Annotated in this window: 12 protein-coding genes and 1 tRNA gene; 10 read left to right on the forward strand and 3 right to left on the reverse strand. The window is 64.7% G+C overall.

Features of this window, described 5'->3' with window-relative positions:
• The first annotated feature begins 18 nt into the window (after nucleotides 1-18).
• The 7 genes from KPG71_RS02360 to metG all read left to right on the forward strand — a co-directional run bounded on the left by KPG71_RS02360 (nucleotide 19) and on the right by metG (nucleotide 9,782).
• A complete protein-coding gene (locus KPG71_RS02360; RefSeq protein ID WP_216336486.1) occupies nucleotides 19-1,236 on the forward strand; it encodes an MFS transporter in 1,218 nt (405 codons plus the stop codon).
• 417 nt (nucleotides 1,237-1,653) lie between these two features.
• Nucleotides 1,654-2,307 carry an isochorismatase family protein gene (locus tag KPG71_RS02365; RefSeq protein ID WP_216336487.1) on the forward strand — a complete coding sequence of 218 codons (654 nt, stop codon included), beginning with the start codon at nucleotides 1,654-1,656 and terminating at the stop codon, nucleotides 2,305-2,307.
• Between the two features lie 184 nt (nucleotides 2,308-2,491).
• Nucleotides 2,492-3,913, forward strand: a complete 1,422-nt coding sequence (locus KPG71_RS02370) for a cytochrome P450 (RefSeq protein ID WP_216336488.1) — start codon at nucleotides 2,492-2,494, stop codon at nucleotides 3,911-3,913.
• Nucleotides 3,910-5,049 (forward strand): alkane 1-monooxygenase, encoded by a 1,140-nt coding sequence (locus tag KPG71_RS02375; RefSeq protein ID WP_216336489.1) that lies wholly within the window; start codon nucleotides 3,910-3,912, stop codon nucleotides 5,047-5,049. The genes KPG71_RS02370 and KPG71_RS02375 overlap by 4 nt, the downstream gene beginning before the upstream one ends.
• 95 nt (nucleotides 5,050-5,144) lie before the next feature.
• Entirely contained in the window at nucleotides 5,145-6,368 is a 1,224-nt protein-coding gene (locus KPG71_RS02380) for an MFS transporter (protein ID WP_216336490.1), read from the forward strand.
• Nucleotides 6,369-6,521: 153 nt separating this feature from the next.
• Entirely contained in the window at nucleotides 6,522-7,868 is a 1,347-nt protein-coding gene (locus KPG71_RS02385; RefSeq protein ID WP_216336492.1) for a ferric reductase-like transmembrane domain-containing protein, read from the forward strand.
• A gap of 195 nt (nucleotides 7,869-8,063) precedes the next feature.
• Nucleotides 8,064-9,782, forward strand: coding sequence for a methionine--tRNA ligase (metG, locus tag KPG71_RS02390; protein ID WP_216336494.1), 1,719 nt, complete (start codon nucleotides 8,064-8,066; stop codon nucleotides 9,780-9,782).
• Nucleotides 9,783-9,954: 172 nt separating this feature from the next.
• On the opposite strand, the gene KPG71_RS02395 is transcribed toward metG, so the two are convergent.
• The 3 genes from KPG71_RS02395 to KPG71_RS02405 form a co-directional block, all read right to left on the reverse strand.
• A tRNA-Leu gene (locus KPG71_RS02395) sits at nucleotides 9,955-10,040 on the reverse strand.
• Between the two features lie 46 nt (nucleotides 10,041-10,086).
• The gene (locus KPG71_RS02400) at nucleotides 10,087-10,632 is read right to left on the reverse strand and encodes a tetratricopeptide repeat protein (RefSeq protein WP_216336496.1); all 546 of its coding nucleotides are present in this window, start codon (nucleotides 10,630-10,632) and stop codon (nucleotides 10,087-10,089) included.
• 32 nt (nucleotides 10,633-10,664) lie between these two features.
• Nucleotides 10,665-11,141: an Lrp/AsnC family transcriptional regulator gene (locus tag KPG71_RS02405; RefSeq protein ID WP_216336498.1), complete on the reverse strand. Its 477-nt coding sequence runs from the start codon at nucleotides 11,139-11,141 to the stop codon at nucleotides 10,665-10,667.
• Between the two features lie 108 nt (nucleotides 11,142-11,249).
• Here KPG71_RS02405 and putA point away from each other — a divergent pair, with 108 nt between their 5' ends.
• The 3 genes from putA to KPG71_RS02420 all read left to right on the forward strand — a co-directional run bounded on the left by putA (nucleotide 11,250) and on the right by KPG71_RS02420 (nucleotide 15,899).
• Nucleotides 11,250-14,681 carry a bifunctional proline dehydrogenase/L-glutamate gamma-semialdehyde dehydrogenase PutA gene (putA, locus tag KPG71_RS02410; protein ID WP_216336500.1) on the forward strand — a complete coding sequence of 1,144 codons (3,432 nt, stop codon included), beginning with the start codon at nucleotides 11,250-11,252 and terminating at the stop codon, nucleotides 14,679-14,681.
• Nucleotides 14,682-14,787: 106 nt separating this feature from the next.
• On the forward strand, nucleotides 14,788-15,534 hold the full coding sequence (locus tag KPG71_RS02415; RefSeq protein WP_216336502.1) for a rhomboid family intramembrane serine protease: 747 nt from the start codon (nucleotides 14,788-14,790) through the stop codon (nucleotides 15,532-15,534).
• The gene (locus KPG71_RS02420; RefSeq protein ID WP_216336504.1) at nucleotides 15,531-15,899 is read left to right on the forward strand and encodes a GFA family protein; all 369 of its coding nucleotides are present in this window, start codon (nucleotides 15,531-15,533) and stop codon (nucleotides 15,897-15,899) included. The genes KPG71_RS02415 and KPG71_RS02420 overlap by 4 nt, the downstream gene beginning before the upstream one ends.
• Nucleotides 15,900-15,906: the final 7 nt, after the last annotated feature.

Here is a 15,906-nt window from a genome sequence, read left to right on the forward strand (position 1 = left end):
GGGGCTAGCAGGTAGTCCATGACTGACGCCACCCTTCCATATGAGCACAATCGCGCGCGCCGCAATGTCGTCGTTCTGACGTCGGCGCAGGCGTTTCTGGGGGCGCAGATGCCGATGCTGTTCGTGGTCGGCGGGCTGGCGGGACAGACACTGGCCAGCAATGTCTGTTTCGCCACATTGCCGATTTCGCTGATCGTGCTCGGCTCGATGCTGGCGGCTAATCCGTTGTCGTGGTTCATGCAGCGCGCGGGGCGCCGGGCGGGGTTCGTTCTGGGCGCGGGGGCTGGTGCGACGGGGGCGGCCATCGGGGCCTACGGGCTTTATCTGGCCTCCTTTCCCGTCTTCCTGCTGGGCAGTCTGATTACGGGTATCTACATGTCGGCGCAGGGGTTTTACCGCTTTGCCGCCGCCGATACGGCCAGCGACGATTTTCGGCCCAAGGCGATTTCCTATGTGATGGCCGGGGGGTTGGCCAGTGCGATCATCGGGCCGCAGTTGGTCAAGGTGACCAGCCAGTCGATGATCATTCCGTTCATGGGCACCTATCTTGCGGTCGTGGCGGTTAACCTGTTGGGATCGCTTCTTTTTCTGTTTCTCGACATCCCGAAGCCGCCGGTGCCGTCCGAGGATGCCCCCAAGGGGCGGACGCGGTGGGAGTTGATCACGACGCCGCGCATTCTGGTGGCGGTAATCTGCGCGATGGTGTCCTATGCGCTGATGAACCTGGTGATGACCTCGACGCCGCTGGCGGTGGTGGGGTGCGGGTTCGACGAGGGCAACGCGGCGGATATCGTGACCGGGCATGTGCTGGCGATGTATCTGCCGTCATTTTTCACCGGCCACATGATCGCGCGGTTCGGCGTGGAAAAGGTGGTGGGCACGGGGTTGGTGATCCTGGCCGCAGCCGGGGCCGTGGCGCTGCAAGGCGTTGCTTTGGAAAACTTTTTCATCGCCCTGATCCTGTTGGGCGTGGGCTGGAATTTCGGGTTTATCGGCGCGACGACCATGCTGGCCGGGGCGCATGAGCCGCATGAGCGCGGGCGAATGCAGGGGTTGAACGACCTGCTGGTCTTTGGCGGTGTGACGATGGCGTCGCTGTCTTCGGGCGGGTTGATGAACTGTTCGGGCGGGGATGCGCAGACCGGGTGGATGTCGGTCAACCTTGCGATGATCCCGTTCCTGGCGCTGGCGGGGGGTGCGCTGATCTGGCTGGCGATGCGCCCCGCCGACGACTGATCCCCTCAGACAGGCAAGCCCCGGAGTTTCGTACGTTTTGTACGAAGTGTACGCGGGTTTTGTACGAAATTCGGGGGGTGCGCCGGAGTTTGTGTCCATGATGGGCGCAAAGCGGCCTGTCAAAGCCCATGCCGGACCCTGCGCACGCCGGAGCAAGCCGCCGTTAACGTATTCGTGTCAATGATCGGGTATCGCCAAAGGGCGGACATGACGCAATCGAAAGGCCAAACCATATGCTTCGGACACGCGCGCAACTGCACAGAGCCCGCGCTGCGACGCAGGGCGATAACGGATCGGGCATGTCTGCCCCAAACACGCGATCCCCGACCTGACATATTGCGGGTCATGGCGTTGACTCTGTTCCGATGTGCAGGCTGATATGGTCACGACACGCCCTGCAACAGATGGATATTCGAAATGATCCGGCAATTCGGCCTCGACACCGCGCTTCTTTTGATTGACGTTCAGAAGGGGGTTCATGTGTTCGACCACTGGGGCGGCCCGACCGGGCGGATGAACAATCCGGCCTGCCAGGCGCGGCTGGTGTCTCTGCTCAGGGCCTTCAGGGCGGCGGGGCGCGTGGTTGCCTTCACCCGGCATGACAGCCTGGAGCCCGACAGCCCGCTGAAACTCTCGCTGGAGACTGGCGAACAACTGGAGGGGCTGGAGACCGAACCGGACGACATTGTCGTGCGCAAGGATGTCAATTCGGCTTTCCTGGGCACATCGCTTGAGATCGAGCTGCGCCGCGCGGGAATTCAGCGGCTGGTCGTTGCGGGCTATTTTACCAATTTCTGCGTGGAAACATCCGTGCGGATGGCCGGGAACATGGGGTTCGATGTGTATCTGGCGCATGATGCCTGCGCGACCTGCAACCGGATCGACCTGAACGGCACCGACCACGACCCGGATCACCTGCACGATATTTCGGTGGCCGTGATGCATGGCGAATTCTGCACGGCGCTGCCAACGGACAGGTTGACCGGGTTGCTGACCGAACCGGCAGCAGACCTGAACCGCGCCCAGGGGAATGAGGCAGGAAGCCTCAAGCCGGAAATCAGAATTGCCTGACAACTCTGTTTCCCGGGCGGCCTGACGGGGCCTGCCCCCTGCGGCAAATTGAACCTTCGCGCCCCGGTATCGGAAAAGTCGCCGGTGCGAGCGGTGCGATTTGACTTGTATCAAATCACGGCATTCCCGACCGGGCATAGTTGCACCGTAGGCAAAGGTGTGACGCATGTATGTAAAAGGTGCCATGAACGACGAGGGAGAGCCGCCGCCGGGCTGTCCCGTGTCGCGCCCCGTTCCGGCCAAACCGGCACAGCGCCCCGAGCGGGTATCGTTGCTGTCCTACCTGCTGCGGTTTCGCCGGGATATCCTGTCGGCGCAGCCGGCGCGGCTGTACCGGGCGTGGATGGCCGAGTTTCGCACGCCGTTCTTCACGTCGTTCCTGTGCAACGATCCCGACCTGGTCGATCTGGTGCTGACCGAACGCCCCGGCGATTTCCCGAAATCGGGGCGGCTGTTCGAGGCGTTGCAGCCCTTGCTGGGGCATTCGATCTTCATCACCAACGGCAAGGAATGGGAGCGCCAGCGGCGGATCATCGACCCGGCCTTTGAAAGCGGGCGCATCCGCGAGGTGTTTCCGGCGATGTGGGATGCCGCGGTGGCGGCGGTCGGGCGGCTGGAGCCGCTGGCGGACGGGCAGCCCATCGACATCGAGCCGCAGACCTCGCATGTGGCGCTGGACGTGATCTTTCGGGCGCTGTTCTCGATCCCGGTCGAGGACCGCACGGCAAGCGCGGTGTTCGATGCGTTCCGCGCGCATCAGGCCTCGCGTCCGATGATCAATACCGGGTCGTTATTGCCGCTGCCGCGATGGGTGCCGCGCTGGCGGGCGCGCAAGACCAAGGCCACGGCCCGCATCATTCGCGGGCTGATCCAGCAATTGGTGGAGGAACGTCAGGCCGGTCTGGAGGCAGGTCGCGCGCTCGACGATCTGGCGACGCGGATCATGACCACGGCGGACCCGCAGGACGGCAGCACCTTCAGCCCCGAGGAAATGGCCGATCAGGTAGGCATTTTCCTGTTGGCGGGGCATGAGACCTCGGCGGCGGCGCTGGCCTGGGCGCTGTATCTGATGGCGCTGTTCCCCGACTGGCAGGAACGCGTGGCGCAGGAGGCCGAGGCGGTGATCGACCCCGGCAAAATCTATTTCTCGACCGTGTCGAAGCTGAAACTGGCGCGCGCGGTGTTTCGCGAGACGATGCGCCTCTATCCGCCGGTGCCGATGTACCTGCGCGAGGCGGCCCGTGCCGAACGGTTCCGCGCCCGCGACGTGCCCAGAGGGGCGCAGATCATCGTCAGCCCCTGGCATTTGCACCGGCACGAGCGCATCTGGCGCGATCCCGACGGGTTCGACCCGACCCGGTGGGACACGCCCGAGGGGCGCGAGAGTTCGCGCCGGGCCTATATCCCGTTTTCGGCCGGGGCGCGGGTGTGTCCCGGCTCGGCCTTTGCCATGACCGAGGGGCAACTGATCCTCGCGATGATCCTGCGCCATTACCGAGTGGCGCTTGCCCCCGGACATACCCCGGTTCCCGTCGCGCAACTGACCGTGCGCGGGCGTGACGGAATCCGGCTGACCCTGACCCCGCGCAAGTCGGAGACCCCATGACATCCCCCAGCCCCTCTCGACCGCCCGCCGCATGGCCCTATTGGATCACGCTGAGTTTCGTGCCGCTCGCGATCCTCGCGATCGTGAAAGGCGGCTGGTGGATCGCGCTGATCCCGCTCTGGGGCTGGGCGGCGATGCCACTGTTCGACACGCTCCTCGGGCGGGACCTGAGCAACCCGGACCCGGACACGCCCGATACCGAGCTGTTCTGGTTCCGGCTGCTGACATGGATCTGGTTTCCGGTCGAGGCGGTGCTGGTGTTCGGGGCGATCTGGTATCTGACCCCTGTCGCCCAGTATCCGGTGCACGAGAAATTCGCCGTCATGTTCGGCATCGGCGTGACCACCGGAACGGTGGGGATCGTCTATGCGCACGAGTTGTTCCACAAGGCCAACAAGGGCGAGCGGTGGCTGGGCGATCTGCTGATGGCGATGGTGCTCTATTCGCATTTCCGCACCGAGCATCTGCTGGTGCATCACCCCTGGGTCGGCACCCCGCGCGATACGGTGACCGCGCGCTATAACGAAGGGTTCCTGCGGTTTTTCCCGCGTGTCCTGTGGCAGGGGCCGGGCTCGGCGCTGCGGGCGGAAAAGGCGATGCTGAAACGCGCCGGGCTGTCGCCGTGGCATCGGCGCAATCCGCTGTGGCGCTATGGGGCGTTGCAGCTGGGTGTGCTGGGTCTGGCCTTCGTGCTGGGCGGCTGGATGGGGGTGGGCCTGTTCGCGTTTCAGGCCTTTGTCGCGATCTGGCAGCTCGAGCTGACCAATTACGTCGAGCATTACGGGCTGACGCGCCGCCATCTGGGGGACGGGAAATACGAACCCGTCGGCCCGCATCATTCGTGGGATTCGACCCATCGGGTGTCGAACCTGCTGCTGATCAACCTGCAACGGCATGCCGATCATCACCTGCATCCGATGCGGCGGTTTCCGCTGTTGCAATCCTATGCACCCGAGACGGTGCCACAACTGCCCACCGGCTATCCGCCGATGACGGCGCTGGCGATGGTGCCGCCGGTGTGGCGGCGCATGATGAACCCGAAGGTGCGCAACTGGCGGCGACGGCATTATCCCGACATCACCGACTGGACCCCCTACAAGGCGGGCACCCTGCCCGAGCCGCGCGGCGCGGGGTGATCTGACGCGAAAATGAGTCACCAGCGCGGAAAACGACAGCCTCCTGTCGAATACGCGCTGGATTTCCCCGGCCAGACTGTCAGTGTGGGCGCGTCATGCGTTTGCTCATTTCCTTTGCCGCCCTGTTCCTGTCGATCATCCTGCTGCAACTCTCGACCGGAGGGGTTGCGCCGCTGGATGCGATTTCGGGGCTGGCGCTGGATTTCACGACCGAGCAGATCGGTTTCCTGGGCTCGGCTCATTTCCTGGGGTTCTTCATCGGCTGCTGGTGGGCGCCGCGCCTGATGGGCAGCGTCGGGCATTCGCGCGCCTTTGCCGCGATGACGGCGGCGGGCGCGATCGGGCTCTTGATGCATATGCTGATCGTCGATCCCTATGCCTGGGCGCTGATGCGTGTCGCCTCGGGGCTGTGCATCGCGGGCTGTTTCACGGTGATCGAGGCATGGTTGCAGGCCAAGGTCACCAACACCACGCGCGGGCGCACCATGGGGGCCTACCGGGTGGCCGATATGGGCGCGTCGCTGGTGGCGCAGATGTTCATCTCGGTTCTGGAGCCGGCCTCTTACGTGTCCTACAACCTGCTTGCGCTGTTGTGCTGTGCATCGCTGTTGCCGCTGACGCTGACCCGCGTGCGCCCGCCCGAAACGCCGGAGGCCCCGCGCCTGCGGCCCGGTCTGGCCATCGCCTGTTCGCCGCTGGCGGCGCTCGGTGTGGTGGTGGCGGCGCTGTCGAGCGCGACCTTCCGCATGGTCGGGCCGGTCTATGGGCAACAGGTGGGGCTGGCGGTGGACCAGATCGCGTGGTTCCTGGCGGCCTTCGTCCTGGGCGGGGCGCTGGCGCAATATCCCGCCGGGTGGCTGGCGGATCGCTATGACCGGCGATGGGTGCTGATCGGGTTTTCCATTGCCGCCATCGTCAGTTGCGCGGTCACGGCGATGACCCATAACCTGACCTCGAACGGCGTGTTCCTGACGGCGTTCTTCTTCGGGCTGACGACATTCCCGATCTTCTCGGTCTCGGCGGCACATGCCCATGATTTCGCCGAGTCCGATCAGCGGGTGGAGTTGTCGGCGGCGCTGATGTTCTTCTATGCCATCGGAGCCATTGCCGCGCCGCTCTTCGCCTCGAGCCTGATCGAACATTTCGGCCCTGCGGCGATGTTCGTGATGATCGCCGTGGGGCATCTGGTGCTGATCCTGTTCGGCCTTGCCCGGATGCGCGCCCGCAGCGCCAACCGGCCGCGCACACCCTATATCTGGTCGCCGCGCACCAGTTTCCTGATCGGCCGCCTGACCGGACGCAGCCGCGACAGCGACTGAGCCTGCCCGCATTGCAACACATCGAAAAACTTCGGGAATTGCGCGACGGAACAGACCGGCGTGCACGTATGACCATACGGTGCCAGAGGAGAGTCGTCGTTTCAGGCAGGGCAGGCGCCGCACGAGGGTTTCCAAATAACGGGATAATGAAAAATGTCACGGTTGAACTTGCGATTGTTCTGGGGGTTCTGGAGTGTGGCCGGCACGCTCTGGCTTGTCCTCAACCTCGAAATTTTCTCGGCGTCCGGCCTGTTCCCCATCCGGGGGCATATCGTGCAGTGGTCGGGGTTTCTGGCCATGACGGCGATGAGTGTGGCGATGATCCTCTCGCTGCGCCCCCGTTGGCTGGAACCCTATGTCGACGGGCTGGACAAGATGTATCGCATTCACAAGTGGCTCGGGATCGGCGCTCTTGGGGTGTCGGTGTTCCACTGGCTTTGGTCGCAGGGTCCGAAATGGGCGGTCGGCGCGGGATGGCTGGCGCCTCCGGTGCGTGGCCCGCGACCGGAATTCACCGATCCGCTGCGCGCCCTGTTCAGCTCGCTGCGCGGCACGGCCGAAGCTGTGGGCGAATGGGCCTTCTACGCCTCGGCGGCCCTGCTTGTCATCGCGTTGGTGAAACTTGTTCCCTACCGGCTGTTCCGCCAGACGCACCGCCTTTTGCCGGTGGCCTATCTGGTGCTGGTCTTTCACTCGGTGGTGCTGATCGAATACGATATGTGGGTCACGCCGCTTGGCCCGGTTTTCGGGCTGCTGCTGCTTGCGGGCAGCTACGCCGCGCTGGTTTCGCTGCTGGGGGCCATCGGCAAACGCCGCCGCGTTCCGGGTGAAATCACCGCCATGCGCCACTATCCCGGCGTGCGCTCTCTTGAAACCGAAATCCGGCTTGGCGACGGGTGGCCGGGGCACAAGGCCGGACAGTTCGCTTTCGTGACCTCGGACCGGAGCGAGGGCGCGCACCCCTATACCATCGCCTCGTCCTGGCAACCGGACGATCCGAAAATCACCTTCGTGACCAAGGATCTGGGCGATCACACCTCGAAACTGCCCGAAAAGCTGAAGACCGGCCAGCAGGTCAGCGTCGAAGGCCCCTATGGCCGCTTCACCTTCGACGATGGGCTGCCGCATCAGATCTGGGTCGGGGCGGGCATCGGCATCACACCGTTCATTGCCCGCCTGAAAGAGATGGCCACCGCCGCCCCCGATGCGCCCCGGCCCGAAATCGACCTGTTCCATTCAACGCGCGAGGTCGACGATGCCGCGCTGGATCGCCTTGCCGCAGACGCCCGCGCAGCGAATGTGCGCCTGCATGTGCTGATCGACGAACGCGACGGCCACCTTGGCGGCGATCGCATCCGTCAGGCCGTGCCCGACTGGCGCAAGGCCAGCCTGTGGTTCTGCGGGCCGGGCGGTTTCGGCAAGGCCCTGCGGGCCGATTTCGCCGAAAACGGCGTGGATGTGGACGCCCGCTTTCACCAGGAACTTTTCGAGATGAGATGACAGCCCCGCCGGGGGCACTGTCCCGCCCCCGGTCGCACCGCAGCTGAACGACTGTTCCGTATATCGGCACCACCGCCACAGCGCCGGACATTTTGCCGGGGGCAGAGGGCTGCGGCCTCTGGCCCTTTGACGTTCGGGGCATTAAACGGGGGCAACGCGACAGCACATGCAGACGACAAGGCGGGACCACAGACCATGGCACGGCACCTGATCACCTCGGCCATTCCCTATATCAACGGGATCAAACACCTGGGCAATCTGGTGGGCAGCCAGTTGCCCGCCGACCTGTTCGCCCGCTACCAGCGCGGGCGCGGCAACGAGGTGCTGTTCCTGTGCTCCACCGACGAACACGGCACCCCCGCCGAACTGGCCGCCGCCAAGGCCGGGGAACCCGTGGCCGAATATTGCGCGCGGATGCACAAGGTGCAGGCCGACCTGGCCCGCGGTTTCCGGCTGAGCTTCGATCATTTCGGGCGCTCCTCGAGCCCGCAGAACCACAAGCTGACGCAGCACCTTGCCGGGAAACTCCACGAGGCCGGGCTGATCGAGGAAGTGACCGAGAAACAGGTGTATTCCAATGCCGACGGGCGATTCCTGCCGGACCGCTATATCGAGGGCACCTGCCCCAATTGCGGCTATGACAAGGCCCGTGGCGATCAGTGCGAGAACTGCACCAAGCAGCTCGACCCGACCGATCTGATCGATCCGCGCAGCGCGATTTCCGGCTCGACCGACCTCGAGGTGCGCGAAACCAAACACCTCTACCTGCGCCAGAGCCAGATGCGCGACACGCTGAACGCCTGGATCGACTCCAAGACCGACTGGCCGGTGCTGACCACCTCGATCGCCAAAAAATGGCTGAACGACGGCGACGGGTTGCAGGATCGCGGCATCACCCGCGACCTCGATTGGGGCATCCCCGTCAAACGCGGCGACGAAGACTGGCCCGGCATGGAGGGCAAGGTGTTCTACGTGTGGTTCGACGCGCCCATCGAATATATCGCCTGCGCCGCCGAATGGGCCGAGGCACACAGCCTTGACGATGCCGCATGGGAACGCTGGTGGCGCACCGAAAAAGGCGCCGACGACGTGCGCTATACCCAGTTCATGGGCAAGGACAACGTGCCGTTCCACACGCTCAGCTTCCCGGCCACGATGATGGGCTCGGGCGAGGATTGGAAGCTGGTCGATTACATCAAGTCGTTCAACTATCTCAACTATGACGGCGGGCAGTTTTCCACCAGCCAGGGGCGCGGCGTGTTCATGGATCAGGCGCTGGACATCCTGCCTGCCGATTACTGGCGCTGGTGGCTGCTCAGCCATGCGCCCGAAAGCTCGGATTCCGAATTCACCTGGGAAAACTTCCAGCAATCGGTGAACAAGGACCTGGCCGACGTGCTGGGCAATTTCGTCAGCCGCGTGACCAAGTTCTGCCGCTCGAAATTCGGCGAGGCGGTGCCAGCGGGCGGCGAGATGCGCGCGCGCGAACGCGCGCTGATCGACGATCTGGGCGACCGGGTGCGCGCCTATCAGGACCACATGGAGGCGATGGAAGTCCGCAAATCCGCCGCCGCCCTGCGCGCGATCTGGGTCGAGGGCAACGAATACCTGCAGGAGGCCGCCCCCTGGGCCACCTTCAAGGAAGACCCCGAACAGGCCGCCGCGCAGATTCGGCTGGCGCTGAACCTGATCCGGCTCTACGCGGTGCTGTCGGCGCCGTTCATCCCCGATGCCTCGGCGGCGATGCTGAAGGCCATGCAGACCAGCGACGACAGCTGGCCCGACGACGTGGCGCAGGCGCTCGCCCATCTCGAAGCGGGCCACGCCTTCAACGTGCCCGACGTGCTGTTCGCCAAGATCACCGACGATCAGCGCGAAGACTGGGAAGCGCGGTTCTCGGGTACGCGGGACTGATCCGGCAGACGCCTGCCGCAAGAGACGGAGGCATGTGAGCCAGGAAGACTCACTAGCGCAAGTTGCCTCTTCTTCTTGCCGAAAATATCCCGGGGCGTTTGAGGGGCAGCGCCCCTCATTCTAACGAAACAGCGTGGCGCAGCCACTCTATGGGGTCACGTTTCACCCTGGCTGGTACCCGCGGCCGGACTCGAACCGGCACGGCCTTGCGGCCTGGAGATTTTAAGTCTCCTGTGTCTACCATTCCACCACGCGGGCCAGTGAGGCGGCACAATATCGGCTTCGCGCGGGGTGTAAAGGCGGCTTACAATTCTTCTTCCGCGGCTTCCAGCGCGGGAAGGAGATGGCGCTCCTGCAGCCACGGGTTCAGCGTCAGCGCCCGGCGCAATTCCAATGCAGCCTCGGGTTTGCGATCCAGCGCCATCAGCGTCAGCGCCCGGCCCGTCATCGCCGCGACATGGCGCGGCTGGCGCGCCAGCGCATGGTCGAGATCGGGCAGCGCGGCCTCGTAATCCTGGCGGATGAAGTTGACGAAAGCACGCTGGTTGTAGCCCTCGGCGTAATCCGGGCAATAGGCGATCACGGCATCGAAGGCCTTGAGCGCGCCGGTGAAATCATAGGCTTCGCGCCGGGTCATGCCTTCGTCCAGCCAGTCCTGCGCCTGGGAGTCGGGCGCGTCGGCCCACAGCGCCCACATCCGGTTGGCGACTTGCTGCGCCTGGCGTTCGGTTTCGGCGGCCTGCACCTCGGCGAACAGATCGGACAGGGCCGCGCCGTGATCGGGCGGATCGGGGCATTCCCCCGCAAGGGCGGGTGGGGCCAGCATCAGTGCAAGAAGCGCGTGTCGCATGGCCCCACAGGATGGGGCATTTCACTCAGCGGTCAAATAAAATCCGAGAGAGCGTTTTCCTTGACCGCCTGCATCGCCACATAGGTCGAGGTGTTGGCCACATGCGGCAGGGTCGAGATTTTCTCGGCCAGAACAAGACGATAGTCGGTCATGTCCTGGGTGCGCACCTTCATCAGGTAGTCGAAATTCCCGGCGATCAGGTGGACCTGCTCGATCTCGGGGATCTTGCGCACGGCGGCATTGAATTCGGCCAAGGCGGCTTCGCGGGTGTCGTGCAGGCGCACCTCGACAAAACTGACGTGATCCATGCCGAGGCGGATCGGATCGAACAGCGCGCGATAGCCGGTGATCACCCCGTCCTTTTCCAGCCGCCGCAGGCGCGCCTGCGTGGGCGATTTGGACAATCCGATCTCGCGCGCGAGATCGGTGATGCTGATGCGCCCGTCCGCCGCCAGAACCCGCAGAATCGCCCGGTCGAAACGGTCGAGCTCGGAGTGATCGTTTGTCATTTCAAACCCTCGAATTTCTGTTCGGTTTGGCCTGTCGCGGGGCATCATTCGGGAAAACCGACTTATCACCCGATGATATGATAGGTCAATCACCTTGGGGAAATTGCCATGCCTTACGACACCGATATCCGGCGCATCATGGATGCGGCCACCTATGCCGACGAGGCCGAAACCATCAACCGGCTGACAGGGGTTGCCGATCTGAGCGAAAGCGACCGCGCCCGGATTGTCGAAAAGGGCGCGCAACTGGTGCGGGATATTCGCGGCCAGTCCAGCCCCGGCCTGATGGAGGTGTTCCTGGCCGAATACGGGTTGTCCACCGAGGAGGGCATCGCCCTGATGTGCCTGGCCGAGGCGCTGTTGCGGGTGCCGGATGCCGAAACCATCGACGCGCTGATCGAGGACAAGATCGCGCCGTCGGACTGGGGCAAGCACATGGGGCATTCGACCTCGCCGCTGGTCAATGCCTCGACCTGGGCGCTGATGCTGACGGGCAAGGTTCTCAAGGATGAAGAGCCCGGCGTGGTGGGCCATCTGCGCGGCGCGATCCGCCGTCTGGGCGAGCCCGTCATCCGCACCGCCACGGGCCGCGCGATGAAGGAAATGGGCCGTCAGTTCGTTCTGGGCGAAACCATCCAGTCGGCGATGAAGCGCGCCGCCGAGATGGAGAAAAAGGGCTATTCCTATTCCTATGACATGCTGGGCGAGGCCGCGCGCACCGATGCCGACGCGACACGCTATCACTTGGCCTATTCCCGTGCGATCACCGCCATTGCGGACGCCTGCACCAACGCCGACATTCGCGACAACCCCGGCATTTCGGTCAAGCTGTCGGCGCTGCATCCGCGTTACGAGGTGGCCCAGCGCGACCAGGTGATGGATGTTCTGGTGCCGCGGTTGCGTTCGCTGGCGCTGTTGGCGAAATCGGCCCGGATGGGGCTCAATATCGACGCCGAAGAGGCCGACCGCCTGTCGCTGTCTCTGGATGTGATCGAAACCGTGCTGAGCGAGCCCGCGCTGGCAGGCTGGGACGGGTTCGGCGTGGTGGTGCAGGCCTATGGCCAGCGCGCCAGCCATGTTCTGGATTACCTGCACGATCTGGCCACCCGTCTGGATCGCAGGATCATGGTGCGGCTGGTCAAGGGCGCCTATTGGGATACCGAGATCAAGCTGGCGCAGGTCGAGGGCATCGACGGTTTCCCCGTGTTCACCTCAAAGGCGGCGACCGACATTTCCTATATCGCGAATGCGCGCAAGCTGCTGAACATGACGGACCGGATCTATCCGCAATTCGCCACGCATAACGCCCATACGGCAGCGGCGATTCTGGACATGGCGACGGACAAATCCACCTTCGAGTTCCAGCGCCTGCACGGCATGGGCGAGGCGCTGCATGACATCATCCTCAAATCCGAGGGCACGCGTTGCCGCATCTATGCCCCGGTGGGCGCGCATCGCGACCTGCTGGCCTACCTGGTGCGCCGCCTGCTGGAGAACGGGGCGAATTCCAGTTTCGTCAACCAGATCGTCGATGAGGACGTGCCCCCCGAGGTGGTGGCCCGCGATCCGTTCGAAACCATCCATGACGACAGCCCGACGCTGACCACCGGGCCGGACCTGTTCCAGCCCGAGCGCGAGAATTCGAAAGGGTTCGATCTGGCGCATCAGCCGACGCTGGATGCCATCGACGCCGCGCGCAACCCCTATTCAACGCATCAGTGGCAGGCCGCGCCCCTGCTGGCGGGCAAGGCCGCGCCCTTGCCTCCCGAACCGGTCACCAACCCCGCCGACCCTGCGGACAGCCCCGGCACCGTGGCCTGGGCCAGCCCGGCGGATGTGAACACCGCGCTGGAGGCCGCGAAACCGTGGAATGTGCCTGCCTCCGAGCGGGCGGCGGTGCTGAACAAGGTGGCCGATCTCTATGAGGAGAACTTTGGCGAGTTGTTCGCGATCATCCATCGCGAGGCGGGCAAGATGGTGTTCGACGCCGTGGCCGAACTGCGCGAGGCGGTGGATTTCCTGCGCTATTACGCCGCCAACGCGCCCGAGGCCACGCCGGTGGGCACCTTCACCTGCATCAGCCCGTGGAACTTTCCGCTGGCGATTTTCACCGGGCAGATCAGCGCAGCGCTGGCGGCGGGCAATGCGGTGATCTCGAAACCCGCAGAACAGACGCCGCTGATTTCGCATCTGGCGGTGCAACTGATGCACAAGGCGGGCGTGCCACAGGCGGCGCTGCAACTGCTCCCCGGCGCGGGGGATGTGGGCGCGGCGCTGACCTCGGACTCGCGTGTGGACGGCGTGGCCTTTACCGGATCGACCGACACCGCCCTGAAAATCCGCGCTGCGATGGCCGCGAACATGGCGCCCGGCGCGCCGCTCATTGCCGAAACCGGCGGGCTGAACGCGATGATCGTCGATTCTACCGCCCTGCCCGAGCAGGCCGTGCAGGCGATCATCGAATCCGCCTTCCAGTCGGCCGGTCAGCGGTGTTCGGCGCTGCGCTGTCTTTACGTGCAGGAGGATATCGCCGGGCCGTTCATCGAAATGCTGACCGGCGCGATGGACGCGCTGAGCATCGGCACGCCCTGGTACCTGTCCACCGATGTCGGCCCGGTGATCGACGAAGAGGCCCGCCAGGGCATCGCCGATCACATCCAGACCGCGCGCGCCGAAGGCCGCCTGATGCACGAGTTGAAAACCCCCAATGCGGGCACCTTCATCGCCCCCAGCCTGATCCGGGTAAAAGGGATCGGCGATATGGAGCGTGAAATCTTCGGGCCGGTCCTGCATCTGGCCACCTTCAGGTCGGAGGACCTGGACGATGTGATCGACGCGATCAACGCCACCGGCTACGGGCTGACCTTCGGGCTGCAAACCCGGATCGACGACCGCGTGCAGCACGTGACCGACCGCATCCATGCGGGCAACATATACGTGAACCGCAACCAGATCGGCGCGATCGTCGGCAGCCAGCCCTTTGGCGGCGAGGGGCTGTCGGGCACCGGGCCCAAGGCGGGCGGGCCGCATTATCTGGCGCGGTTCTGCCGCCATGACGCCCCGCAACAGGGCGGGGACTGGCCGCGCGACATACCGAAGAACGACCTGCAAGGCGCGCTGGACCGGGCCAACGCCCATATGGCGGAACGCCGTCAGGACATCGTCCTGCCCGGACCGACAGGGGAATCCAACCGCCTGACCACCCATACGCGCGAGGCGCTCCTGTGCCTCGGGCCGGGGGCGCAGGCCGCCGCCGCGCAGGCGCGCGCGGTTGAGGATCTGGGCGGGATCGCCGTGCAGGCCACCGGCCATGTCGCACCCGAGATGCTGAAAATCACGGGCGGGCTGTCCGGTGCCTTGTGGTGGGGCGACGACGCCACAGCACGCGCCTATGGACAGGCCCTGAGCGAGCGCGCCGGCCCGATCATCCCGCTGATCACCGGCCTGCCCGATACCGGCCATGCGCTGCATGAACGCCATGTCTGCGTCGATACCACCGCTGCGGGCGGTAATGCGGCGCTTCTGGGCGGCATGGCCTGACCCACACGCCCATATCCACGGCAGAACGCCCGCCCGACCCGGCGGGCGTTATCATGTCCGCGCGGTTGCGCTTGACCTCTCTCGCGGCGCAGGCCAGTTTCAGCGCATGTTCCCGATCCGCGATCACAACCCATCGACACAGACGCCCTATGTCACCTATGCGCTGATCGCGATCAACGTGGCGGTGTTTCTCAGCTACTGGCCGTTCATCGCCGACCCAAGGCAGTTGCAGATCTTTTTCTACGACTGGGCCATGACGCCCGTGCTGGTCAGCGAACAGGGCACATGGAGCACGTTGTTCACCTCGATGTTCCTGCATGGCGGATGGATGCACCTGGCGGGAAACATGCTGTTCCTGTGGATCTTCGGCGACAACCTCGAAGAGGAAATGGGCCATGTCGGCTATCTGCTGTTCTATATCGCCTCGGGCGTGGGGGCAGCGGCGGCGCATCTGATCTCGGCCCCCTACAGCCAAGTGCCCACGGTGGGGGCCTCGGGGGCGATTGCCGGGGTGATGGGTGGCTATCTGCTGCTATACCCCAAGGCGCGGGTGGACGTGCTTCTGATCTTCATCGTCTTCGTCAAGATCATCCCGGTCCCGGCCTGGCTGATGCTGGGAATCTGGTTCGGGCTGCAATTGTTCAGCGGCATCGGCGCCGATCCGATGGGCGGCGGGGTGGCCTATTGGGCCCATGCCGGGGGCTTCGTGTTCGGCCTGATCCTGACCCTGCCCCTGTTCCTGAAACACGGCGGCCCGGCCTACTGGAACCGCACTCACGGCCACCCGCCACATCCCGAAGCCCGCTATACCTACCGGCGCAGCGATATTCCCCGCGTAAGGAAAAAGAAATGACGCCCCCTCTCAAAGCCACCTGTCACTGCGGCGCGGTCGAGCTGCGCGTCACCCTTGCCGGCGGGTTCGAAGCTGCCCGGCGCTGCGATTGCTCGTTCTGCCGACGGCGCGGCGCGGCGGCCGTCACCGCCCCGCTCGACCAGCTCGAGATCGTAAAGGGCGCGGACAAGCTGACGCTCTACCAGTGGGGGACCAATACCGCGCAACACTATTTCTGCTCGGTCTGCGGCATCTATACCCATCACCAGCGCCGCTCGGACCCCACGCATTACGGGGTCAACCTCGGTTGTATCGAGGGCGTCAACCCGCGCGATCACGAACCGATCGGCTGGGTGGACGGGGTCAATCACCCGTCCGACCGATAACCCTTCT

This window comes from Roseovarius sp. PS-C2, from assembly GCF_018862045.1.
GTDB lineage: Bacteria > Pseudomonadota > Alphaproteobacteria > Rhodobacterales > Rhodobacteraceae > Roseovarius.

What these genes read in the sequence shown, in the direction of transcription:
- KPG71_RS02360 (WP_216336486.1), top strand. Translation starts at nt 19, where the DNA reads ATGACTGACGCCACCCTTCCATATGAGCACAATCGCGCGCGCCGCAAT.
- KPG71_RS02365 (WP_216336487.1), top strand. Translation starts at nt 1,654, where the DNA reads ATGATCCGGCAATTCGGCCTCGACACCGCGCTTCTTTTGATTGACGTT.
- KPG71_RS02370 (WP_216336488.1), top strand. Translation starts at nt 2,492, where the DNA reads ATGAACGACGAGGGAGAGCCGCCGCCGGGCTGTCCCGTGTCGCGCCCC.
- KPG71_RS02375 (WP_216336489.1), top strand. Translation starts at nt 3,910, where the DNA reads ATGACATCCCCCAGCCCCTCTCGACCGCCCGCCGCATGGCCCTATTGG.
- KPG71_RS02380 (WP_216336490.1), top strand. Translation starts at nt 5,145, where the DNA reads ATGCGTTTGCTCATTTCCTTTGCCGCCCTGTTCCTGTCGATCATCCTG.
- KPG71_RS02385 (WP_216336492.1), top strand. Translation starts at nt 6,522, where the DNA reads ATGTCACGGTTGAACTTGCGATTGTTCTGGGGGTTCTGGAGTGTGGCC.
- metG (WP_216336494.1), top strand. Translation starts at nt 8,064, where the DNA reads ATGGCACGGCACCTGATCACCTCGGCCATTCCCTATATCAACGGGATC.
- KPG71_RS02400 (WP_216336496.1), bottom strand. Translation starts at nt 10,632, where the DNA reads ATGCGACACGCGCTTCTTGCACTGATGCTGGCCCCACCCGCCCTTGCG.
- KPG71_RS02405 (WP_216336498.1), bottom strand. Translation starts at nt 11,141, where the DNA reads ATGACAAACGATCACTCCGAGCTCGACCGTTTCGACCGGGCGATTCTG.
- putA (WP_216336500.1), top strand. Translation starts at nt 11,250, where the DNA reads ATGCCTTACGACACCGATATCCGGCGCATCATGGATGCGGCCACCTAT.
- KPG71_RS02415 (WP_216336502.1), top strand. Translation starts at nt 14,788, where the DNA reads ATGTTCCCGATCCGCGATCACAACCCATCGACACAGACGCCCTATGTC.
- KPG71_RS02420 (WP_216336504.1), top strand. Translation starts at nt 15,531, where the DNA reads ATGACGCCCCCTCTCAAAGCCACCTGTCACTGCGGCGCGGTCGAGCTG.